The sequence below is a fragment of the Micromonospora sp. NPDC023956 genome, from assembly GCF_040639195.1.
Classification (GTDB): Bacteria; Actinomycetota; Actinomycetes; order Mycobacteriales; family Micromonosporaceae; genus Micromonospora.
On the sequence record NZ_JBEZZN010000005.1, the window covers coordinates 278,582 to 299,314 of the forward strand.

The window sequence follows — 20,733 nt, forward strand, 5'->3', positions numbered from 1 at the left end:
GTGAAGATCCTGCACACCTCCGACTGGCACGTCGGCAAGGTCCTCAAGGGCCAGTCCCGCGCCGAGGAGCACAAGCAGGTCCTCGCCCAGGTCATCGAGATCGCCCGGCAGGAGCGGCCCGACCTGGTCGTGGTCGCCGGTGACCTCTACGACACCGGCTCCCCCGCCCCGGAGGCCACCCGGCTGGTCACCCGGGCGCTGACCGCGCTGCGGCGTACCGGCGCGGACGTGGTCGTCATCGGGGGCAACCACGACAACGGCCCGGCCCTGGACGCGCTGCGCCCCTGGGCCGAGGCCGCCGGCATCGTGCTGCGCGGCAGCGTCCGGGACACCAGCCCCGCCGACCTGGTCGTCGACGGCACGACCGCCGGTGGCGAGCGCTGGCGGATCGCCGCGCTGCCCTTCCTCTCCCACCGGTACGCCGTCCGCGCGGTGGAGATGTACGAGCTGACCGCCGCCGAGGCCACCCAGACGTACGCCGACCACCTGGGGCGGGTGCTCGCCCGGCTCACCGAGGGCTTCGACGAGCCCGACCGGGTGCACCTGGTCACCGCGCACCTGACCGTGGTCGGCGCGAGCACCGGCGGCGGCGAACGGGACGCACACACCGTCATGGGGTACGCCGTCCCCGCCACCGTCTTCCCGGGCACCGCCCACTACGTCGCACTCGGACACCTGCACCGGGCCCAGCGGGTCGACGGTCCCTGCCCGGTGCGGTACAGCGGCAGCCCGATCGCGATCGACTTCGGCGAGCAGGAGAACGTCTGCTCGGTGACGCTGGTCGAGGTGACCGCGCGCACGGCGGCACAGGTCCGCGAGGTGCCGGTCTCCGCCGCGGTGCCGCTGCGCACCGTCCGGGGCACGCTGGCCCAGCTCGCCGAGTCGGAGCCGCCCGAGGGGTGGCTGCGGGTCTTCGTCCGGGAGCAGCCCCGGGCCGGGCTGCGCGAGGAGGTGCAGGAGCTGCTCCCCCGCGCGCTGGAGATCCGGATCGACCCGGAGCTGCTGCCCGCTCCCGGCGGTGGCGCCCGCGCGGCCCAGCGCGCCGGCCGCTCCCCGCAGCAGCTCTTCGCCGACTACCTGGCCGGGCGCGGGCACGACGACGACGGGGTGCGGGAGCTCTTCGACGAACTCTTCGAGGAGGTCGACCGCTGATGCGCCCGATGCGGCTGGACATGGCGGGCTTCACGGTCTTCCGCGAGGAGACGTGCGTCGACTTCACCGACGCCGACTTCTTCGCGTTGGTCGGGCCGACCGGCTCGGGCAAGTCGACGGTGCTGGACGCGATCTGCTTCGCCCTCTACGGCACGGTCCCCCGCTGGGGCGGCACGCGGGGACTGGCCAACGCCCTCGCCCCGTCCGCCGTCGAGGCCCGGGTCCGGCTGGTGTTCGAGTCCGCCGGGGACCGCTACGTCGCCACCCGGGTGGTCCGCCGGGACGGCCGGGGCACGGTCAAGACCACCAACGCCGGGTTGCAGCTCATGCCACCCGGCTTCGACGTCACCAAGCTGGACACCGGGCTCAGCCCGGAGGATCTCGGCGAGGTGCTGGCCGGCACCCCGGCCGAGATGGAGCAGGCGGTCCTGGACGCGGTCGGCCTGCCGTACGAGCAGTTCACCAGCTGCGTGGTGCTGCCCCAGGGGCAGTTCGCGGACTTCCTGCACGCCAAGCCGGCCACCCGGCAGCAGATCCTGGTCAACCTGCTCGGCCTCGGCGTGTACGAGAAGGTGCAGAAGCACGCCACCGAGCGGGCCGGGAAGGCCGAGGCGCGGCTGGAGGAGGTCGCCCGGATGCTCGGCGGCCTGACCGACGTCGACGACGCGGCGCTGGCCGAGGCGGAGTCCGCCGTGACCCGGGCACACGAGCTGGCCGGCGCGGTCGCGGAAGCCGTACCGGAGCGGGACCGGGCCCGGACGGCGGCGCGGGAGGCGCATGCGGCGCTGGCCGCCCTCGACACCGAACTGGCGGTGCTCGACGCGGTGCGCCCGCCGGGCGGGGTGGCCGAGGTGGCCCGGGCGGTGGCGGGCGCGCGGGCCGGCGTCGACCAGGCGGCCAAGGCGGTGGCGCTGGCCGAGGAGCGGGAGGAGAAGCTCCGTGGCGAGCTGGCCGGGGCGGGTGACGAGAGCGCCCTGCGGCTGCTGCTGAAGGCGCACGCCGACCGGGACCGGCTCACCGGTGAGGCGACGGCGGTGGCCGCCACGGTGGCCGGGGCCGAGGCGGAGCACGAGGCGGCGGTGGCCGCCCTCGCCGAGGCGCGGGCGGCGGCCGAACGGGCCGGGACCGAGCTGGAGGCGGCGTTCCGGGCGCACGAGGACGCGAAGGCCACCGACCAGGCGGTGTCGCTGCGGACGCAGCTCACCGACGGGGCGTGCTGCCCGGTGTGCGAGCAGGTGGTGCCCCGGGTGCCGGCGGTCCCGGCCGGCTCGGCGGTGGCGCGGGCGGTCGCCGCCGGGAAGGCCGCGCGGGCCGCCAGCGAGACGGCCAGGCAGCGGGTGCAGGAGTGCGACACCACCGCCCGGGACCGGGAGCGGGAGCTGCTGCGCGCCCGCGCCCAGCACGACCAGCTGCGGGGCCGGCTGGCCGAGGTCGACGAGCAGCTCGCCGGGGCCGCCACCGCCGAGGCGCTGCGGCACGACCTGGCCGAGCACGCCCGGCTGCGCACGGCGCTCGACGAGGCGGCGGGCGCGGTGCGCGCGGGGCGGGACGCCGCCCGGCACGCCCGGGGGGCGGTCGGGGCGGCGGAGGAGGGGCTGCGGGCCGCGTGGCGGGAGTTCGACCGGGTACGGGACGGGCTGGCCCGGTTCGGTCCGCCGGCCGCCGACCGGGACGACGTCGCCGCCGCCTGGGCCGGTCTGGCCGGCTGGGCCGGCGGGGAGGCGGCCAGCCGGCGCGCGGACCGGGCGGGCCTGGTCGAGGCGGTGACGGCGGCGGAGTCCGTCGTCGACGCGGTGGAGGAACGGATCGCCGGCATCTTCGCGACCGCCGGGTTGCCCCCCGACGACGACCCGGTCCGGGCGGCCACCGTCGCGGTCGAACGCGCCGAGGCGGCCCACCGGCGGCTGCTGGAACGCCGCGAACAGGCCGCCGGGTTACGGGAGCAGCGGGCCGGACACGAGCGGGAGTCCCGGGTGGCCCGCGCGCTCGCCGGTCACCTCCGGGCCAACAACTTCGAGCGGTGGCTGCTCGCGGAGGCGCTGGACGTGCTGGTCGACGGAGCCTCCCGGATCCTGCGGGAACTCTCCGGCGGGCAGTACGACCTGGTCCACGACAAGGGTGAGTTCTTCGTGGTCGACCACCACGACGCCGGCCTGCGACGCGGGGTGCGCACGCTCTCGGGTGGGGAGACGTTCCAGGCATCGCTGGCGCTGGCGCTGGCGTTGTCCGAGCAGTTGGCCGGCCTCTCCACCACGGCGGCGAGCCTGGAGTCGATCGTGCTGGACGAAGGCTTCGGCACCCTCGACGCGGCCACCCTGGACACGGTGGCCGCCACGCTGGAGAGCCTGGCCGCCCGGGGCGACCGGATGGTCGGGGTGGTCACCCACGTGCCGGCGCTCGCCGAGCGAATCCCGGTGCGCTTCGAGGTCCGCAAGGACGCCCGCAGCGCCCGCGTCGAGCGGAGCGGCCTTTGAGCACCTTCTTCGTGGACGCGTGGGATCCGGCGTACGGGGCGTCGTTCGAGGCGTCCCCCGGCGGCCCGGCCGCACCGAGCAGCGCCCAGGTCGACCCGGACGTGGAGCTGCCGGCGGCGGACTGGCGGGCGCTCGGTCTCCGGCCGGGGGTGCGGGCCCCCGAGGTGGTGCTCCTGGTCGACGGGGTGCGCCGGATCGACGCCAGCGTCTGGACGGCCGAGTCGGACGGGGTCTCCTACCCGGGTGTGGCGGCGTCGTACGCGGCCGGCGTGGTCCGCTGCGACCTGGGGCGGGGCGTGGCGGAGATGGCCGGTGCCCGGGTGGCCCGGGGGCTGTTCACGGCCAGCCCGTCGGCGCAGGAGATGGTCGCCGGTTCGGTGCGGTACCCGGTGCACCGGGTCGGTGGCAGTGGTGAGCTGAGCAAGCTGCCGGCCGCCGTACAGGGTCCGCTGACCGCGCTGGAGGTGGCGGTCTCCGACGCCGCCCGGACCGACGGTGACCTGCTGGTGGTGGACGGTCCGCTGCGCGCCCGACGGCAGCTGCCGCGCACCCTCGGGTACGTCAAGACGCAGCACAGCCAGTACCTCGACGCCCGGCTGACGGCGGTGGTGACCGGGCTGGCGCCGGGGCAGCGGTGTCCGGTGTTCCGGCTCCGGGTGGGCACCGGCTGGGGCGGCTGGTCGTGGTATCTGCGGCTGCCGGTGGCGCGGGGTGCGCCGTGGGCCGGCATCGTGCGGGTGGAGTGCTCCCCCGACCTCGATCCGGCCGACGCGATCGCGCTCGCCGACCTCTCCCTGGTCACGCTGCCGCGCTTCGCCTCCACCCCGTACAAGGATCCGCGCGCCCCGCAGAACCTGGTCCCGATCGCCGGCCTGGAACGCCGGTTGCGCGCCCTGCTCGGTGACGCCCGCCTGCTGCACCGGGCGCTCTCCGCCGCCGCGCGCCGCCGCCGCTGACCGTCGGTGCGCGGCCGACCGGGATACTGGGCCCCATGGGGCGCAGGCGGGGCGGGGACCGGATGGTCGAACGGGTCGACACCGGCGAGGCCGAGCTGCTGCCGGACGCCGACCGCCCCGGGTCGTGGACCCTGCTGCTCGACGGGGCACCGCAGTCGCACGTCGACCTGACCGACCCGACCCACCTGGAGTTCGAGTACGTGCGCCGGCTCGCCGCCGCGCTGGACCTTCTCGCCCCGGACGGCGTACCGCTGCGGGTGCTGCACCTCGGCGGGGGCGCGCTGACCCTGCCGCGCTACCTGGCGGCCACCCGGCCCGGTTCGGCCTCGCGGGTGGTCGAGGTGGACGGCGCGCTGGTGGAGCTGGTCCGCCGGGTCCTGCCCTGGCCGGCGCAGGCCCGGATCCGGGTCCGGGTCGCCGACGCCCGCGAGGTGGTGGCCACCACCCCCGACGCCGCGTACGACGTGGTCGTCGCCGACGTCTTCGCCGGTGCCCGCACCCCGGCCCACCTGACCTCGGTGGAGTACGCCGCCGAGGTGGCCCGGGTGCTGCGTCCGGGCGGCTGGTACCTGGTCAACCTGGCCGACGGCCCGCCGCTGCGGTACGCCCGCGCCCAGGTGGCGACGGTCCGGACGGTGCTGCCCCGGGCCTGCGTGGTCGCCGACGCGGCGGTACTGCGCGGCCGGCGGTACGGCAACCTGGTGCTGGTCGCCGGTCGGGACGAGCCGCCGGTCGCGGCGCTGACCCGGCGGGCCGCCGGGGACTGGTTCCCCGGACGGGTGGTCGCCGGGGCGGAGCTGGACCGCTTCGTCGGCGGCGCGACGGTGGTCCGGGACGCCGGGGCGACCCCGTCCACGCCACCCCCGCCCGGACTCTTCTCCGTCCGCCGGTGACCTCGACCGGCGTCGGGGCGGTGCCGCGCAGCGGGCCGTGCGCCAGCTCCCCGGGGCCGGTGCCGACGTCCGGCCGCCCGCTGGCAGCCGGGGCCGGCGCCGGCCGTGGCAGAGTGTCCCGGTGACCGCCACCCGGATCCTGCGCCCGCCGCCGGAGCACCGGATCGCCGAGACGGTACGGGCGCTGACCTTCAGCCCGTACGACCCGTGCGCCCGGATCGCCGCCGGGGCGTTCTGGTGGGCGACCCGCACGCCGGAGGGGCCGGCCACGCTGTGCCTGCGCCGCCACGACGGCGACCTGCTCGCCGAGGGGTACGGGCCGGGCGCCGACTGGGTGCTGGCGCACGCCGGGGCGATCGCCGGCCTGCGCGACGACCTGACCGGCTTCGCCGACCTGGCCGCCCGGCACCCGGTGGTGTCCCGGCTGGCCGCCCGGCACCGTGGGCTGCGGATGCCGGCCACCGGCCGGGTCTTCCGGCAGGTGCTGCGCACGGTCCTCGAGCAGAAGGTCACCGGCAAGGAGGCGTACCGGGCCTACGCGGCGACGGTGCGGCACTTCGCCGAACCCGCGCCGGGTCCGTTCCCGCTGCTGCTGCCGCCCGACCCGGCGGCGGTGGCCGCCGCGCCGTACTGGCTGTTCCACCCGTTCGGGGTGGAACAGCGGCGGGCCGAGACGCTGCGTCGGGTCGCGGCGCTCGCCGACCGGCTGGAGGCGTGCGCGGACGCCGGCGAGGCGACCCGACGGTTGACCGCGATCCCCGGCATCGGTCCGTGGAGCGTCGCCGAGGTGGTCCGGATCGCGTACGGCGACCCGGACGCGGTCAGCGTCGGCGACTACCACGTCCCGAACACGGTGAGCTGGGCGCTGGCCGGCGAGGCGCGTGGTGACGACGCCCGGATGCTGGCGCTGCTGGAGCCGTTCCGGGGGCACCGGGGGCGGGTCTGCCTGCTGCTGGCCGCCGGGGGCGTGCACGCGCCCCGGCACGGCCCGAAGATGCCGCTGCGCTCGTTCGCGACCTACTGACCGCCGGCCCGGGTCCACCCGGCCGGCGTCGGGGCGTCGGCTGCCGCGCGGTGGGTCAGGCGGCGCGGGCGCAGAGCCGACGCAGGGTGGCCGCCAGCCAGCGGGCGTACCCGTGCTGGAAGAGCCGAGCGGCGGGGCCGGCGGCGCGCATGATCCAGCGCTGCGGGCGGCTGAACGCGCGGATCTCGAACCAGACCCGGCCCGCGTCGTCCCGTTCCACCACGAACGCCTCCTCGCCGGAGGCCGGGTGACCGGGCAGCGTGCCGTACCCGAAACCGGCCCGGCGGTCGTCGTCGGCGACCCAGACCACCTCGCACGGGGCGTCGAGCCGCAGCGGGCCGACGCCCAGCCCGGAGGTCACGGCGACGCCGGGCGCGGCGCGCGGCGCGTCGGCGGTGATCCGGACCCCGGCGGCGCGGTGCAGCCGCCAGCTGAGCACGGCTTCGCCCGCGACGGCGAAGGAGCCGTCGGGAAGCCGCACCCGGTGCCGCACGTGCCGCCAGCCCGCTGGCAGGCTGCCGGTCCGGGTCGCTCCCACGTGCGGATAGGTCAGCGGCACGGGCACCTCCGGACTGGACGCGGACCCGGCAAGCGTACGACCGGCGCGGGCCGGGCCGGCGGCTCAGGCCGCCTCGCGCAGGTCGGCCAGGGTCAGCGGGGTACGCCGGGCCAGCAGGTCCGCCAGTTCGGTGACCGATCCGGCCTCGCCGAGGACGTCCTTGCCGCCGCCGAACTCCGGGCGGTACCGACGCACCAGCCGGTACCGGTACCGGCCCCCGATCAGCTCCACACTGACCCGCCAGCGCCCGCAGCAGCCGCAGACGAACTCGCGCACCCGGCGACGGTAGCTCTGACCTGCGCTTTCCTGGATCGGCCACGGGTGACGGAGGGCCCCGGGGCGGGACAGACGCCACCGGACGCGCGGCGTGATCTGCCTCACCGGTGTCGGTCCCGTCTGGTTGACTGGTCGCCGTGGAGCTGCCGTTGAACCCGCCGGTCGAGCCGATGCTGGCCAAGAGCGTCGCCCGGATCCCCACCGACGGGGGGATGACGTACGAACCGAAGTGGGACGGGTTCCGCTGCATCGTCTTCCGGGACGGCGACGAGGTCGAGCTGGCCAGCCGGGGCGGCAAGACCATGACCCGCTACTTCCCCGAGGTGGTCGAGCAGGCCCGCCGGCAGCTGCCGGAGCGCTGCGCGGTCGACGGGGAGTTGGTGGTGATCCGGCGCGACGGCCCCGACGGGCAGCCCCGGCTCGACTTCGAGCTGCTCGCCCAGCGGATCCACCCGGCCGCGTCCCGGGTGCGGATGCTCGCCGAGACCACCCCCGCCGACTTCGTCGCCTTCGACCTGCTGGCGATCGACGACGAGGCCCTGCTCGACCTGCCCTACCCGCAGCGCCGGGCCCGGCTGGAGGCCGCGCTGGCCGGGGTACGCCCACCGGTGCACGTCACCCCGGTCACCACCGACGCGGACACCGCGCGCCGCTGGTTCGACATCTTCGAGGGCGCCGGGCTGGACGGGTTGATCGCCAAGCCGGCGGACCTGCCGTACGAGCCGGGCAAGCGGCTCATGTTCAAGGTCAAGCACGCCCGTACCGCCGACGTGGTGGTGGCCGGCTTCCGCTGGCACAAGTCCGGACCGGTGGTCGGCTCGCTGCTGCTCGGCCTCTACGACACGCAGGGCACGCTGCACCACGTCGGGGTCTCCGCCTCGTTCACCATGGCCCGCCGCCAGGAGCTGCTGACGGAGCTGGAACCGTACCGGGACGTCGGCGACGACCACCCGTGGGCGCACGGCGACCACGAGCGGGGCCAGCGGATCCCGGGCGGGGTGAGCCGCTGGACCGGCGGCAAGAACCTGGAGTGGGAACCGCTGCGCCCGGAGCTGGTGGTCGAGGTCGGCTACGACGCCATGGAGGGCGACCGGTTCCGGCACACCGCCCGGTTCGTCCGGTGGCGGCCCGACCGCGACCCACGTTCCTGCGGGTACGACCAACTGGAACGCCCGGTCCGCTTCGACGTCGACCAGGTGCTGCGCGGCGATCCGGTGCCGACGACCGAGCCGAACTGACGCCGACACGATCCTGGAGGGCAGGCCGTGAGCCGCATCCCCGACCCGTCCCGGTTCCGCCGGGGCCGCTTCGCGCTGGCCGGGTTCGTCGCGGCGGCCCTGGTCGCCACCGGCTGCACCCTGCCGGCGTTCGCCCCCCGCGCCGAGGTGGAGGGGGAGGCCTCGGTGGCCCCACTGGGCGCGCCTCCCCAGTGGCGCGCCTGCCCCGAGACCGCCGAGCAGGTGGCCGGACGCACCGCGCCGGGCATGCGGTACGAGTGCGCCCGGATCGCCGTACCGCGGCGGTGGAACACCACGGGCGAGTCGGCCAGCGCCACTCCCGGCGGCGACGGGACCTTCGAGATCGCGCTGCTGCGGGCGCGCTCCACCAAGCAGCGGGACCGGATCGGGTCGCTGCTGGTCAACCCGGGTGGACCGGGTGGCTCCGGGGTCGACACGGCGGTCTACCTCTCCTTCGGCGAGCAGCTCGGCGGGCTGCCGGCCGCGGTGACCGAGCGGTTCGACATCGTCGGCTTCGACCCGCGCGGAGTTTCCCGGTCCAGCCCGGTCGAGTGCATCTCCGACGCCGACCTCGAGGCCAGCTTCGGCTACGACCCCGACCCGGAGTCCACCGCCGCCTTCGACCGGCTGGTCGCCCTCAACCAGCGGATCGGCCAGGCCTGCGGGGCGAGGTACGGCGACCAGCTGTCGCTGTACGGCACCGAGCAGGCCGCCCTGGACATGGACGTGGTACGCGCCGCCGTCGGCGACGAGAAGCTGACCTACCTGGGGTACTCCTACGGCACCCTGCTCGGCGCGGTCTACGCGCAGCGCTTCCCGGAGCGGGTCCGCGCGCTGGTGCTCGACGGCGCCATCGACCCCCGCCAGGGGGCGGTCGCCGCCTCGGAGAGCCAGGCGAAGGGCTTCGAGCGGGCCTTCGACAACTTCGTCCGCTGGTGTTCCGCCAACGCCGACCGCTGCCCGCTCGCTCCGGACGCGCGGGCCGCGGTGACCTCGGCCATCGACAAGGCCCGGGTCTCCCCGGTCCGGGGCGCGGACGGGCGGGAGGCCACCGCCGGCTGGGTCTTCTACGCGGTCATCTCCTCCCTCTACACCGAGCAGGGCTGGCAGGAACTGGCCCGCGCGATCGACCAGGTGACCGACGGCGACCCGGCCGGGGTGTTCCGCCTCGCCGACGCGTACGCCGGACGGAACCCGGACGGCACCTACAGCAACCTGTTCGACGCCAACCTGGCGGTCAACTGCGTGGACGACGAGGAGCGGCCGAGCCTCGAACGGATCCGCCAGCTCCAGGGGCAGTGGCGCAGGGCGTACCCGCTCTTCGGGCCGGCACTGGCAGTGGGGTTGCTGACCTGCGCGAAGTGGCCCGCCCGGCCCGACCCGTACCCGACCGGGAAGGCCGACGGCGCGCCACCGATCCTGGTGGTGGGCACCACCGGCGACCCGGCCACCCCCTACGAGCAGACACCGGCGTTGGCCGCGATGCTCGGGGTGGGGCGGGTGCTCACCTGGGAGGGCGAGGGGCACACCGCCTACCCGCAGACCACCTGCGTCACCGAGGCCGTCGACGCCTACCTGATCGACCTGACCGTCCCCCGGGACGGGTTGCGCTGCCCGGCGCGCTGACCGTCGCCGGCCCCGCCACGGCCCGGCCCGCCGGCTGTGCCATCCTCGACGGCATGCCTGACCTGGTGTTCCGGACAGCGGTCCGGGCCGACCTGCCCGCGGTGGTCGCCCTGCTCGCCGACGATCTCCTCGGCCGCGACCGGGAGGCCGCCGTGGTCGACGGGGCGTACGAGCGGGCCTTCGCGGACATCGCCGCCGACCCCCGTAACGAACTCGTCGTCGCCGAGCAGGGCGGCGAGGTGGTCGGCTGCCTCCAGGTCACCTACATCCCCGGACTGGGCCGGCACGGCGCGGAACGCGCCCTGGTCGAGTCCGTCCGGGTACGCACGGACCGCCGGGGATCGGGGATCGGGCGGGCCCTGATGACCTGGGTGATCGACCGCGCCCGGGAGCGGGGCTGCGCGCTGGTGCAGCTCACCACGGACAAGCGCCGGGCCGACGCGCACCGGTTCTACCTCGGCCTCGGGTTCGCCGCCAGCCACGAGGGGATGAAACTGCCGCTCTGACGGCTCCCGGCTCCCGGCTCCCGGCTCCCGGCTCCCGGCTCCCGGCTCCCGGCTCCCGGCTCCCGGCGAGATTGTGCCTCCACCGACGCTGTGGAGCTGCCCGCACAGACGGGCAGCCGGTCTTCTCTCCCACCCCGGACGGGAGCAGGCGCACCCCACTAGCCCGAAGGGGGCACCGCACACCCAACGGACGCCCGCACCCGCACCGGACGCCGGGCACACCGGGCACCGCGCCGGGCACACCGGCGGAGGAGGCGCGACCGGTCGGTGCTGCACTAGATTCACCGCCATGGCACGGCGGGCTCGGCTGACACCGGCGACGTGGACGGCGCGGCTGCCTCCCGCGGCCTGGCTGGTGTTCGCCGCCGCGCTGCTGGTCACCGCCGCGTTCACCCGCTGGCGTACGGTCACCGGCGACCCGGTCGTCGCCGCCACGCTCGAGCAGAAGGTGGCGGCGGTGGGCGCGGTGGCCGGGCCCTGGCTGGTCGGGGCGACCACGCTGCTGGTGGTGACCCGGGCGGTGACGGTGGCGACCGGACGGCCGCAGCGCTTGCTCCGGCTGGTCGGCACCGCCCTGGCGGTGGTCCTCGTGGTGCTGCTCGCGGTGATCGCCGTGTCGCTGGTACGGACCCTCGACCCCCCGTTCGACACCGGCCGGGGCCCGGTGTTCACCCAACCCGGGCCGGCGCTGCTCCCCGCCGCCGGGGCACTGCTGGCCTGTCTGGTGGGCATCTGGTCGGCGCCCACTCGTCCGGCCGTCGCGGGGCCGCCCCGGGCACGCTGGCGAGGCCTGGGGGTGCTGCTCCTGGCCGCCGGCTGGGCGACGGTCGCGGTCGCGGTCCTGCTGCCGTCCTGGCGGCGGGAGTACCCGGACCGGGTCGAGGTGGACACCAGCCTCGACCTGGTCTTCGTCGCGCTGCCCTTCGCGCTGGTCGGAGCCCTGCTGGCGGTGCCGTCGCTGCTGCGTACCGGCACGGCCCGGCGGCCCTGGCGGGAGGCGAGTCGGGGCTGGTCGATCGCCACGACGCTCGGCTGTGGCAGCTCGATCGGGGCGATCTGGTACTTCGTGGCGAACGACCCGTACCGGCAGGAGGCCGGGATGTCCTCGGCCCGGCCGGGTGCGGGCACCGCCCTGGCGCTGCTCGGCTGCGTGCTGATCGCGGTCTCCGGGGCGCTTCCCGACGACCGCTGAGGCCCGTCACCGCCGGCGGCGCCCGCCCGCGTTCAGTCGGTCTCCGGTCGGGCCCGGGACGGCTGCACCCGCCGGGGCTCGCCGGGCATCTTCGGGTGGTCCGGCGGGTACGGCAGGTCCCCCGAGCCGGCGGCGTCGTCCCGGTCGGCCCACTCCAGCAGCGGGGTGATGTCCCACGGGCGGTCGTCGATGCCGGCGTGCGGGTCGCCCCGCTCGGCCAGCCGGGCCGGCACACTGCCGAGGTGGAAGTCGTCCGGGTCGACGTCGGGCAGCTCGGCCCAGTCGACCGGGGTGGAGACGGTGGCCCGGCCGTTGGCCCGCAGCGAGTACGCGCAGGCGATCGTCCGGTCCCGGGCCATCTGGTTGTAGTCGACGAAGACGTGCGCCCCGCGTTCCTCCTTCCACCAGGCCGTAGTGATCAGGTCGGGACGCCGGCGCTCCAGTTCCCGGGCCAGGGCGATGGTGGCCCGGCGCACCTCGGTGAACGTCCAGCGCGGCTCGATGCGCAGGTAGACGTGGACGCCCCGGCCGCCGGAGGTCTTCGGCCAGCCCGTCGCGCCGAGTTCGTCGAGGAGGGCCCGCAGCTCGCCGGCCGCCGTCACCGCGTCGGCGAAGTCGGTGCCCGGCTGCGGATCCAGGTCGACGCGGAGTTCGTCGGGCCGGTCCACGTCGGCGGCGCGCACCGGCCAGGGGTGGAAGACGATGGTGCCCATCTGCGCCGCCCAGGCGACGTGGGCCAGGTCGGCCGGGCAGAGTTCGTCGGCGCTCCGGCCGCTGGGGAAGCTGATCCGCGTCGTCTCGACCCACGGCGGCACGCCCCGGGCCGGCACCCGCTTCTGGAAGAACATCTCCCCCTCGACGCCCTCGGGGAAGCGTTGCAGGGTGGTGGGGCGGTGCCGCAGCGCCCGCATGATCCCGTCGCCCACGGCGAGGTAGTAGTGGAAGACGTCGGCCTTGGTGAACCCCCGGGCCGGGTAGATCACCCGGTCCGGGCTGCTCAGCCGTACGGTGTGCCCGGCCACCTCGATCTCGACGGCCGCTGGCTTCGTGCCACCCATGCCGCGACCATATGTCACACCTGTGACAGCCGGCCTATTCTTGACGGGTGAGTCTTTCCGAGAGCGAACTGCCCCGCACCGACGACGAGTGGCGGGTCCGACTCAGTCCGGAGGAGTTCCGGGTGCTGCGTCAGGCCGGCACCGAGCGCCCGTGGACCGGTGAGTACGTCGAGACCAAGACCCCCGGCGTCTACCACTGCCGCGCCTGTGGCGTGGAACTCTTCTCCAGCGACACCAAGTTCGACTCGCACTGCGGCTGGCCGAGCTTCGACGACGCGCTGCCCGGCGCGGTCAAGGAGATCCCGGACAACACCCTCGGCATGCGACGTGTCGAGATCCGCTGCGCGCGCTGCGACAGCCACCTGGGGCACGTCTTCCACGGCGAGGGCTTCACCCCGAAGGACACCCGGCACTGCGTCAACTCGGTCTCCATCCGGCTGGAGCCGCGCCAGGGCTGAGCCGCCCCGCACGACACGTCACCCGAGAGGGCGCACTTCGGGCGGTTCCGTCACCACGAGTCGTCCGATGCCGCACCCTCAGGGCATGACTGTCGGTGGGGGGTACCGCGATGGCGACCTGTGAGGTCTGCGGCAACGACTACTGGATGGCGTTCGAGGTCCGGACGGTCAGCGGCGACTCGCACACCTTCGACTCGTTCGAGTGTGCGGTGCACAAGCTGGCGCCGGTCTGCGAGCACTGCCGACTGAAGGTCGTCGGGCACGGCGTCGAGGTGTCCGGCCGGTTCTTCTGCTCGGCGCACTGTGCCCGTACCGTCGAGGGCGAGCGGGCCGCCGCGATCAGCGACGCGGTCGGTGCCCGCCCGGCCTGACGGACAGTGGCCACGGCACACCGGCGGTGCCGGGGTCCGGGGTGGTTTCGCCTCCACCGTCGGGCCGGTCACCGCCGGTCGCGCCCGTGCCCGACCACCACGGGACCGTCGTGCCGCACCGACTGCCGCCGGTCACGCGGTGGTCACGTCCGGCGCGGCCCGTCAGGGCGTGGTCGACGCCCGCGAGCCGTACCCGTACTCGGAGACCACCTCGCCGCCGGGTCCGCGCAGTTCCGCGCGGTCGCCCTTGTCGTTCCAGATCGGCCGTCCGCTGCCGTAGGAGAAGCCGCCCCACTCGGGGTGCTGCTGGTTGGTGTAGATCCTGATCCGCTGCCCCGGCTGCAACACGGTGCCGGGCGGGAACGTGAAGTCCTGGCCGGCGTCGTCGGCGCCGAGCGTCCAACCGCTGATGTTCGCGGCCACGGTGCCCCGGTTCACGATCTCGACGTACTCGTCCGCCTGGGTGTACTTCACGTCGCCCCGGTTGCGCACGGTGGTGATGACCACGTCCGGGAGACCGGCACGGGCGAAGATCGCGACGATGTCCGCGCTGTTCACGCCGTTCTCCGGGCTGACGAAGGTCCGGACGACCTGACCGCCCCGTTTGAAGCCGCTGATCACCACGCCGTACTCGACCCCGTCGATCGTCACGGTCTCCGGCGAGACGAACGTCGGCAGGTCGACCACGTCGTCCGGCGTCGGCCCGTCGTTCGGCGTCTCGTTGTGGTGGAAGCGGAAGCTGAAGTTCGCCTCGGTGCCGTCCTCGAAGGCCACCCGCACGACCAGGCCCACGTCGAACTGACGATCCGCCATGGCGATGACGGGGAAGTTCTCGTGCGTGTACGTGCCGAGGGTGAACTCGGTGCCGTCGGTCCGCACCTCGACGGAGCCGCCGCGGAAGACGTATCCGCTCTGGCCGGCGCCGGCCGGGATGCCCCACCGGACGTGCTCGGTACCCAGTCCGTTCAGATTCGGCGGGCTCACGCTCAGGGTCGACCAGCTACCGGTGGTCAGGGCAGTGCTCATGGAACCTCCTTCGACGCCACGAATTCGGACTTTCCTACGCACAATGCTGGTTGTCGATTGTTGCCGGACTGCGAAGGCGTCCGCTTGGCGACATTCGCTGGTGTCCGAGTCGAGCCGTCGGCTAGGTGACGGCGGCCCGCTCAGCGGCGGTTCCGACCCCACGACCACTCCCGGGTACGTCCGCTCACCTCCCCCGGGGCCAGGCACTAGCCTGGCGGGATGTTGCCGCGCAGCACCGTCGTCCGGGTCGCCTCCTTCGCTGACCTGGACGCCCGTACCTTCCACGACCTGCTGAGACTGCGCATCGACGTGTTCGTGGTCGAGCAGGCGTGCGCCTACCCGGAACTGGACGGGCGGGACGTCGAGCCGGGCACCCGGCACCTCTGGCTGGCCGAGGAGGGCGTGCCGGTGGCGTACCTGCGGATCCTGGCCGACCCCGGCGGCGTGGAGCGGATCGGCCGGGTCGTGGTGGCCCCGGCGGCGCGCGGCGGCGGGCACGCCGGGCGGCTGATGAGCGAGGCGCTGGTGGTGGTCGGGCACCGGCCGTGCGTGCTGGAGGCGCAGTCGCACCTGGTCGGGTTCTACGCCCGGTACGGCTTCACCGTCAGCGGACCCGGGTACGTCGAGGACGGCATCCCGCACACCCCGATGCGCCGCGAACCCACGCCCTGACCGTACCCCGGGCGGCCGGCGCAGCCGGATGCCCGCAGGCCGGCACCGGCCCTGACCGGTCGAGCCGGCCGGTCAGGGCTGGGCGGTCCGGCCGGTCAGGGCTGGGCGGTCCGGCCGGTCAGGGCAGGGCGGGCCCGTCAGGGCAGGGCGGCCACGATGTCCGCGAGCGAGCGGCGGCGGCCGGTGTAGAAGGGGACCTCCTCGCGGACGTGCCGGCGGGCCCGGGAGGCGCGCAGGTCCCGCATCAGGTCCACGATCCGGTGCAGCTCGTCCGCCTCGAAGGCGAGCATCCACTCGTAGTCGCCGAGGGCGAACGAGGCGACGGTGTTGGCCCGCACGTCCGGGTAGCCACGGGCCATCCGGCCGTGCTCGGCGAGCAGCTCCCGCCGCTCGGCGTCCGGCAGCAGGTACCACTCGTAGGAGCGGACGAACGGGTAGACGCAGATGTACGCCCGCGCCTGTTCGCCGGCCAGGAAGGCCGGGATGTGGCTCTTGTTGAACTCCGCCGGCCGGTGCAGGGCCATCTGCGACCAGACCGGGGTCATCGTCCGCCCCAGCGCGGTGCGCCGGAACCGGCCGTACGCGTCCTGGAGGTCGTCGCTGGAGGTGGAGTGCCACCAGAGCATCAGGTCGGCGTCGGCGCGCAGCCCGGAGACGTCGTAGGTGCCCCGGACCACGACGTCCTTACCGGCCAGCTCCTCGACGAGGGCCTCGGCCTCGGCGACGACGTTGTCCCGCAGGGCCGGCAGCGGGCTGGTGGCCCGGAACACCGACCACATGGTGTAGCGGATGCTGTCGTTCAGCTCCCGCAGCCGGGCCGCGTTGGTCTGCTCGGTCTGCTCGGTCATGTCGCCGGTCCTCCCAGTGCACTGATGATCTCTTCGGCCGCCGTTTCGCCGGACCGCACGCAGACCGGGATGCCGACCCCGTCGTACCCGGCCCCGGCCAGGGTCAACGTCGGGTGGGCCGCCCGGAGCGCCGTCCGGGCCGCCGCGACCCGGTCGGCGTGCCCGGGGGTGTACTGCGGCAGCGCCCCACCCCACCGTTGCACGTGGCTGGCCAGCGACGTGGGCAGCGTCGTGCCGAGCACCCCGGACAGCTCCCGGTGCACGGTGGCGACCAGGTCGGCGTCGGCGAGCTGCACCTGCCGTTCCTCGCCGTACCGGCCGACCGAGGCGCGCACCAGCGCCACCCCGTCCGGCCGGCGCAGGTGCCCCCACTTGGTGGTGAAGAAGGTGGCCGCCTTGATCAGCAGTCCCTCGGTGCCGGGCACCAGGAATCCGGAGAGGGCGGGCAGCGCCGGCTCGGACAGGGCCAGGGTGACCAGGGCGACGCTGGCGTAGTCCAGTCCGCCGACTCCGGTGGCCACCGCCGGAGCCGTACCGGCGAGCAGTCGCGCCGCCGGACGGGCCGGCACGGCCAGCACCACCGCGTCGACCTCCACGGACTCCGGATCCCGGGTGGGGCCCACGGTCAGCCGCCACCCCCCGCCCAGCGGGGTGACGTCCCGGACCGTCGCGCCGAGCCGCAGCGTCGCCCCGCTGGCCGTCGCCGCCGCCTCGACCAGCCGGCTCATCCCGCCGGCCAGCGCGCCGAAGACCGGTGCGCCGGGCGCGCGGGGCGCGGCGGCCTGCGCCGCCCGGACCGCCCCGGTGAGCGTGTGTTCCACCCGGGCCGCGCGGGCCAGCGCCGGCATGGTGGTGACCAGCGACAGGTCGTCGGCGCGGCCGGCGTAGACGCCGCCGAGCATCGGGTCGACCAGTCGGTCCACCACCTGATCGCCGAGGCGGGCGCGGACCAGCGCGCCGACCGCCACGTCCTCGTTCGGGCCGAGCAGCGGCTTGCCGCCGTCGGCGTCGGCCGCCGCGGTCGGTTCGGCCACCGCCGCCACCGTGTCCAGATTTCCCGGTACGCCGACCAGCGTGCCGGCCGGGATCGGGCGCAGCCCCCCGTCGACGGCGAGCGCGGCCTGCCCGACGGTCGGGTGCACGATCTCGGCGGCGAGTCCGAGCCGGCGGACCAGGGTCACCGCGGCGGACTCACCGCCGGCCGGGTCGCGCATCAGGAACGACTCCGCACCGAACTCCACCGGCCCGCCGGCCAGGCTGCCGGTGCGCAGCTTGCCACCGGGTGCGCCGGACTGCTCGTACACGGTGACCTCGGTGCCGGCGGGGGCGCGGTCGCGCAACCGGACGGCGGCGGCCAGCCCGGTGATCCCACCGCCGATGACCGCGATCCGCCACGGTCGTCGCATCGTCGCCTCCGGTCAGTCCACGGGCCGCGCGGACACCTCGTGCACCAGCGCGACCACCCGGGTCAGCACGTCGGGATCGGTCTCCGGCAGGACGCCGTGACCGAGGTTGAAGACGTGACCGGGGGCGGCCCGGCCCTCGTCGAGGATGCGCCGCACCTCGGCCTCGACCACCGGCCAGGGGGCGAAGAGCAGGCACGGGTCGAGGTTGCCCTGGACCGCGCGGTCCGGTCCGATCCGCTTCGTGGCGACGTCCAGCGGGGTACGCCAGTCCACGCCGACCACGTCGGCGCCGGCCTCCCCCATCGCGGTCAGCAGCTCGGCGGTGCCGACTCCGAAGTGGATCCGGGGCACCCCGGCGTCGGCCAGCCCGGCCAGCACCATCGCCGAGTGCGGCTGTACGTAGCGGCGGTAGTCGGCTTCCGACAGCGCGCCGGCCCACGAGTCGAAGAGCTGTACCGCGGAGACCCCGGCGGCGATCTGGACGCGCAGGAACGCAAGCGTCACCTCGGCGAGCCGCCCGCAGAGCGCGTGCCACAGGTCGGGATCGCCGTACATCAGCGCCTTGGTCCTGGCGTGGGTCCGCGACGGGCCCCCCTCGACCAGGTAGCTGGCCAGGGTGAACGGGGCACCGGCGAATCCGATCAACGGGGTGTCGCCGAGTTCGCCGACGAGCAGCCGGACCGCCTCGTCGACGTACCGGACGTCCTCGACGGTGATCGGACGGATCCGGTCGATGTCGGCGCGGTCACGCACCGGCTCGGCGACCACCGGGCCGGTACCGGGGACGATGTCCAGGTCGACGCCGGCCGCCGCGACCGGCACCACGATGTCGCTGAACAGGATCGCCGCGTCCACCCCGTGCCGGCGGACCGGCTGAAGGGTGATCTCGGCGACCAGTTCGGGACGGCGGCAGGACTCCAGCATCGCCACGTTGGCCCGGATCTCGCGGTACTCCGGCAGCGAGCGCCCGGCCTGGCGCATGAACCAGACCGGCGTGTGCGGGCCGGGTCGCCGGCGACAGGCCCGGACGAAGGGCGAGTCGGCGGTACGGGATGCTCCGCCCGCGCTCGGGCGGGTGTCTCCGTCTCGGGCAGCGCCGCCCGTGGTGGTGGTGGTCATCGCCGCAATCGTGCCACGTCCGCCGGCGCCGCCGGTCGCCCGGGTTGCGAAGGACACGTCCACCCGCGCCACCGGATGATCACGCTACGCGTTCACGGTGGCCGGGGTGGTGCCGGCGGCGGCGACGAGCGACGCGGTGCCGGCGCGCCGTCCGCCGGGCGGGTGCGGCGGCGGCTTAGGCTGCCCGCATGTCCCCTCCGATCGCGCTCCCGGAGACCTTCGCCCGCGCGGTCGCCGGGTTGCGGTCGGTGGCGACCCGGCCCGAGATCGTGATGGAGGAGGTGGGCGCCCCGAAGCGGCTCGCCCCGTTCGCCTTCGCCCTCTCCGCCACCGTGCTGCGCGACGACGACGAGGTTGCCACCGGGCGGCTGATCCTGCTGCACGACCCGGCCGGGCACGAGGCGTGGCAGGGCACGCTACGGCTGGTCAGCTACGTCACCGCGGACCTGGAGGCCGACCTCGCCGCCGATCCGCTGCTGCCCGGGGTGGGCTGGACCTGGCTGACCGACGCGCTGGACGCCCAGGAGGCCGGTCACCGGGCGCTCGGCGGCACGGTCACCCAGACCATGTCCACCCGGTTCGGCGATCTGGCCGGTCCACCGGCCACCGGGGACGTCGAGATCCGGGCCTCGTGGACCCCGCTCGACGACGACCTCGCCCCGCACCTGCGTGCCTGGTGCACGCTGCTCGCCTCGACCGCCGGCCTGCCCCCGCCCGGAGTGACCGCGCTGGCCGACCGCCGGCCCGCCACCACCGGCTGACCTCCGCCACCACCGGCCCGCATCCAGCCTCCACCGGCCCGCATCCGCCACGACCGGCTGGCGTCCCCGCCGGGCAGGACGGCCGGTGGCCTCCGCCCGGTCGTCACCGGCTCCGGATGACCCCGTCGGCGTGTCCGGTCGCCCCGCACGCGTCGGTCCGCGGGCCGGTCGCCGTGATCGGACGACCGGCCCGCGGACCGACGGGGACGCGATGGTGGGTCAGAGGTACTTCTCGGCCTCGTCGCAGACCGCGTCGAGACCCTTGACGGCCTGGTCGTAGGCGGTCTTGTTGTTGGCCGCGGCGGCGGCCAGCGCGGTGGTCAGCTTCTCCAGGCAGTTCGCGATGACCTTCTTCTGCCGGGCCTGCTCGTCACGGTCGTTCTTGGTGCCGGTGAGGTCCTGCTGGGTGTCGGTCAGCTTGTCCTTGGCGGTCTGGAGTTCGCCCTTGAGCTTCTCGATCTCCTTCACCCGGGTGTCCCGGTCGGTGGTGCGGGCGACCAGGTTCTTCTCGGTGCGCTCGAGGTCACCGCTGGTGTTGAGGTAGAGCCCGGTCATCACGCCGCCGAGAACGAAGAGCAGCCCGGCCACGATCGCCAGCACGAGCACCGCCCGGCCGCGGCCGCCGCCCCCGCCGGAGGTGGCCGCCGGGGGCGGGTACCCGGGCGGGCCGGACATCGGCGGGCCGAACGGCTGGCCGGAGGTGGGGGTGTACTGGCCGGGCACCGGGCCGCCGGAGGTCGGGCCGTAGCCGGCCGGGGCCGCCGTCTCGGCCGGTGGCGCGGACTGCGGGTAGCCGCCGGGGTAGCCGGGCTGCTGCGGGTACCCCGCAGCCGGCGGCGCGGACTGCGGATATCCGGCGGCCGGCGGCGCGGACTGCGGGTACCCGGCCGGCGGCTGGGCCGACAGCGTCGGGTCGATCCCGAACTGCTGGGTCGGCTCGTGCCCGTGCGGTTCGTGCTGGGATCCGTACAGCCCGCCGCCGTGGCCGGCCGGCGGTTGCTGCGGGTACCCCGGCGGGGGGTATCCGCCGGTGGGTGGCTGGGTCATGGCTACTTCCTCCGAATGAGGCTGGTCCGGCTCCGGCTGGGCGGGCGAACCGGGCGGGTACGGACGCGTCG

21 protein-coding genes are annotated in these 20,733 nt (G+C 75.2%); 13 read left to right on the forward strand and 8 right to left on the reverse strand.

What is annotated here, in order from left to right:
* From AB0F58_RS13465 to AB0F58_RS13485, 5 genes are all read left to right on the forward strand, one after another.
* Complete coding sequence (locus tag AB0F58_RS13465) at positions 1 to 1,152, forward strand: exonuclease SbcCD subunit D (protein WP_357142359.1); 1,152 nt, start codon at positions 1 to 3, stop codon at positions 1,150 to 1,152.
* Entirely contained in the window at positions 1,152 to 3,626 is a 2,475-nt protein-coding gene (locus AB0F58_RS13470; protein ID WP_357142360.1) for an SMC family ATPase, read from the forward strand. The genes AB0F58_RS13465 and AB0F58_RS13470 overlap by 1 nt, the downstream gene beginning before the upstream one ends.
* Positions 3,623 to 4,582 carry a hypothetical protein gene (locus tag AB0F58_RS13475; protein WP_357142361.1) on the forward strand — a complete coding sequence of 320 codons (960 nt, stop codon included), beginning with the start codon at positions 3,623 to 3,625 and terminating at the stop codon, positions 4,580 to 4,582. The genes AB0F58_RS13470 and AB0F58_RS13475 overlap by 4 nt, the downstream gene beginning before the upstream one ends.
* Before the next feature lie 35 nt (positions 4,583 to 4,617).
* Positions 4,618 to 5,475, forward strand: coding sequence for a fused MFS/spermidine synthase (locus AB0F58_RS13480; protein ID WP_357142362.1), 858 nt, complete (start codon positions 4,618 to 4,620; stop codon positions 5,473 to 5,475).
* Between the two features lie 121 nt (positions 5,476 to 5,596).
* Positions 5,597 to 6,499 (forward strand): DNA-3-methyladenine glycosylase 2 family protein, encoded by a 903-nt coding sequence (locus tag AB0F58_RS13485; protein ID WP_357142363.1) that lies wholly within the window; start codon positions 5,597 to 5,599, stop codon positions 6,497 to 6,499.
* 55 nt (positions 6,500 to 6,554) lie between these two features.
* On the opposite strand, the gene AB0F58_RS13490 is transcribed toward AB0F58_RS13485, so the two are convergent.
* Together AB0F58_RS13490 and AB0F58_RS13495 are read right to left on the reverse strand one after the other, a co-directional pair.
* Entirely contained in the window at positions 6,555 to 7,064 is a 510-nt protein-coding gene (locus AB0F58_RS13490; RefSeq protein ID WP_357142364.1) for a DUF1990 domain-containing protein, read from the reverse strand.
* A 57-nt stretch (positions 7,065 to 7,121) separates the two neighbouring features.
* Complete coding sequence (locus AB0F58_RS13495) at positions 7,122 to 7,334, reverse strand: hypothetical protein (RefSeq protein ID WP_357142365.1); 213 nt, start codon at positions 7,332 to 7,334, stop codon at positions 7,122 to 7,124.
* 137 nt (positions 7,335 to 7,471) lie between these two features.
* Here AB0F58_RS13495 and AB0F58_RS13500 point away from each other — a divergent pair, with 137 nt between their 5' ends.
* The 4 genes from AB0F58_RS13500 to AB0F58_RS13515 all read left to right on the forward strand — a co-directional run bounded on the left by AB0F58_RS13500 (position 7,472) and on the right by AB0F58_RS13515 (position 11,896).
* Complete coding sequence (locus tag AB0F58_RS13500) at positions 7,472 to 8,572, forward strand: ATP-dependent DNA ligase (RefSeq protein ID WP_357142366.1); 1,101 nt, start codon at positions 7,472 to 7,474, stop codon at positions 8,570 to 8,572.
* 27 nt (positions 8,573 to 8,599) lie between these two features.
* Positions 8,600 to 10,198: an alpha/beta hydrolase gene (locus AB0F58_RS13505; RefSeq protein ID WP_357142367.1), complete on the forward strand. Its 1,599-nt coding sequence runs from the start codon at positions 8,600 to 8,602 to the stop codon at positions 10,196 to 10,198.
* Between the two features lie 53 nt (positions 10,199 to 10,251).
* Positions 10,252 to 10,704, forward strand: a complete 453-nt coding sequence (locus AB0F58_RS13510) for a GNAT family N-acetyltransferase (protein ID WP_357142368.1) — start codon at positions 10,252 to 10,254, stop codon at positions 10,702 to 10,704.
* Between the two features lie 289 nt (positions 10,705 to 10,993).
* Positions 10,994 to 11,896, forward strand: coding sequence for a hypothetical protein (locus AB0F58_RS13515; protein WP_357142369.1), 903 nt, complete (start codon positions 10,994 to 10,996; stop codon positions 11,894 to 11,896).
* 32 nt (positions 11,897 to 11,928) lie between these two features.
* On the opposite strand, the gene ligD is transcribed toward AB0F58_RS13515, so the two are convergent.
* Positions 11,929 to 12,954, reverse strand: coding sequence for a non-homologous end-joining DNA ligase (gene ligD, locus AB0F58_RS13520; protein WP_357142370.1), 1,026 nt, complete (start codon positions 12,952 to 12,954; stop codon positions 11,929 to 11,931).
* Positions 12,955 to 13,001: 47 nt separating this feature from the next.
* On the opposite strand from ligD, the gene msrB reads away from it, so the two are divergent.
* Positions 13,002 to 13,412: a peptide-methionine (R)-S-oxide reductase MsrB gene (gene msrB / locus AB0F58_RS13525; protein ID WP_357142371.1), complete on the forward strand. Its 411-nt coding sequence runs from the start codon at positions 13,002 to 13,004 to the stop codon at positions 13,410 to 13,412.
* 110 nt (positions 13,413 to 13,522) lie between these two features.
* On the forward strand, positions 13,523 to 13,783 hold the full coding sequence (locus AB0F58_RS13530; RefSeq protein WP_357142372.1) for a Prokaryotic metallothionein: 261 nt from the start codon (positions 13,523 to 13,525) through the stop codon (positions 13,781 to 13,783).
* A gap of 162 nt (positions 13,784 to 13,945) precedes the next feature.
* Here the strand turns inward: AB0F58_RS13530 and AB0F58_RS13535 are convergent, their stop codons facing one another.
* Positions 13,946 to 14,809, reverse strand: coding sequence for a lamin tail domain-containing protein (locus AB0F58_RS13535; RefSeq protein WP_357142373.1), 864 nt, complete (start codon positions 14,807 to 14,809; stop codon positions 13,946 to 13,948).
* A 222-nt stretch (positions 14,810 to 15,031) separates the two neighbouring features.
* On the opposite strand from AB0F58_RS13535, the gene AB0F58_RS13540 reads away from it, so the two are divergent.
* Complete coding sequence (locus tag AB0F58_RS13540) at positions 15,032 to 15,481, forward strand: GNAT family N-acetyltransferase (protein WP_357142439.1); 450 nt, start codon at positions 15,032 to 15,034, stop codon at positions 15,479 to 15,481.
* A 137-nt stretch (positions 15,482 to 15,618) separates the two neighbouring features.
* Here AB0F58_RS13540 and hemQ read toward each other — a convergent pair whose 3' ends face one another.
* The 3 genes from hemQ to hemE are packed head-to-tail and all read right to left on the reverse strand — an operon-like array spanning position 15,619 to position 18,854.
* Positions 15,619 to 16,329, reverse strand: a complete 711-nt coding sequence (gene hemQ / locus AB0F58_RS13545) for a hydrogen peroxide-dependent heme synthase (protein ID WP_357142374.1) — start codon at positions 16,327 to 16,329, stop codon at positions 15,619 to 15,621.
* Positions 16,326 to 17,735, reverse strand: a complete 1,410-nt coding sequence (gene hemG / locus AB0F58_RS13550) for a protoporphyrinogen oxidase (RefSeq protein WP_357142375.1) — start codon at positions 17,733 to 17,735, stop codon at positions 16,326 to 16,328. Before hemG ends, hemQ begins: the two co-directional genes overlap by 4 nt.
* A 12-nt stretch (positions 17,736 to 17,747) precedes the next feature.
* On the reverse strand, positions 17,748 to 18,854 hold the full coding sequence (gene hemE, locus AB0F58_RS13555; RefSeq protein ID WP_357142376.1) for a uroporphyrinogen decarboxylase: 1,107 nt from the start codon (positions 18,852 to 18,854) through the stop codon (positions 17,748 to 17,750).
* A 188-nt stretch (positions 18,855 to 19,042) separates the two neighbouring features.
* Between hemE and AB0F58_RS13560 the strand changes: the two genes are divergently transcribed.
* Positions 19,043 to 19,615 (forward strand): DUF3000 domain-containing protein, encoded by a 573-nt coding sequence (locus AB0F58_RS13560; protein WP_357142377.1) that lies wholly within the window; start codon positions 19,043 to 19,045, stop codon positions 19,613 to 19,615.
* A 219-nt stretch (positions 19,616 to 19,834) separates the two neighbouring features.
* Here AB0F58_RS13560 and AB0F58_RS13565 read toward each other — a convergent pair whose 3' ends face one another.
* Positions 19,835 to 20,662 (reverse strand): hypothetical protein, encoded by an 828-nt coding sequence (locus AB0F58_RS13565; protein ID WP_357142378.1) that lies wholly within the window; start codon positions 20,660 to 20,662, stop codon positions 19,835 to 19,837.
* Positions 20,663 to 20,733: the final 71 nt, after the last annotated feature.

Coding starts and splice junctions, on each gene's coding strand:
- AB0F58_RS13470 (WP_357142360.1), top strand. CDS start 1,152: ATGCGCCCGATGCGGCTGGACATGGCGGGCTTCACGGTCTTCCGCGAG.
- AB0F58_RS13480 (WP_357142362.1), top strand. CDS start 4,618: ATGGGGCGCAGGCGGGGCGGGGACCGGATGGTCGAACGGGTCGACACC.
- AB0F58_RS13510 (WP_357142368.1), top strand. CDS start 10,252: ATGCCTGACCTGGTGTTCCGGACAGCGGTCCGGGCCGACCTGCCCGCG.
- AB0F58_RS13515 (WP_357142369.1), top strand. CDS start 10,994: ATGGCACGGCGGGCTCGGCTGACACCGGCGACGTGGACGGCGCGGCTG.
- ligD (WP_357142370.1), bottom strand. CDS start 12,954: ATGGGTGGCACGAAGCCAGCGGCCGTCGAGATCGAGGTGGCCGGGCAC.
- AB0F58_RS13530 (WP_357142372.1), top strand. CDS start 13,523: ATGGCGACCTGTGAGGTCTGCGGCAACGACTACTGGATGGCGTTCGAG.
- AB0F58_RS13535 (WP_357142373.1), bottom strand. CDS start 14,809: ATGAGCACTGCCCTGACCACCGGTAGCTGGTCGACCCTGAGCGTGAGC.
- hemQ (WP_357142374.1), bottom strand. CDS start 16,329: ATGACCGAGCAGACCGAGCAGACCAACGCGGCCCGGCTGCGGGAGCTG.
- hemG (WP_357142375.1), bottom strand. CDS start 17,735: ATGCGACGACCGTGGCGGATCGCGGTCATCGGCGGTGGGATCACCGGG.
- hemE (WP_357142376.1), bottom strand. CDS start 18,854: ATGACCACCACCACCACGGGCGGCGCTGCCCGAGACGGAGACACCCGC.
- AB0F58_RS13560 (WP_357142377.1), top strand. CDS start 19,043: ATGTCCCCTCCGATCGCGCTCCCGGAGACCTTCGCCCGCGCGGTCGCC.
- AB0F58_RS13565 (WP_357142378.1), bottom strand. CDS start 20,662: ATGACCCAGCCACCCACCGGCGGATACCCCCCGCCGGGGTACCCGCAG.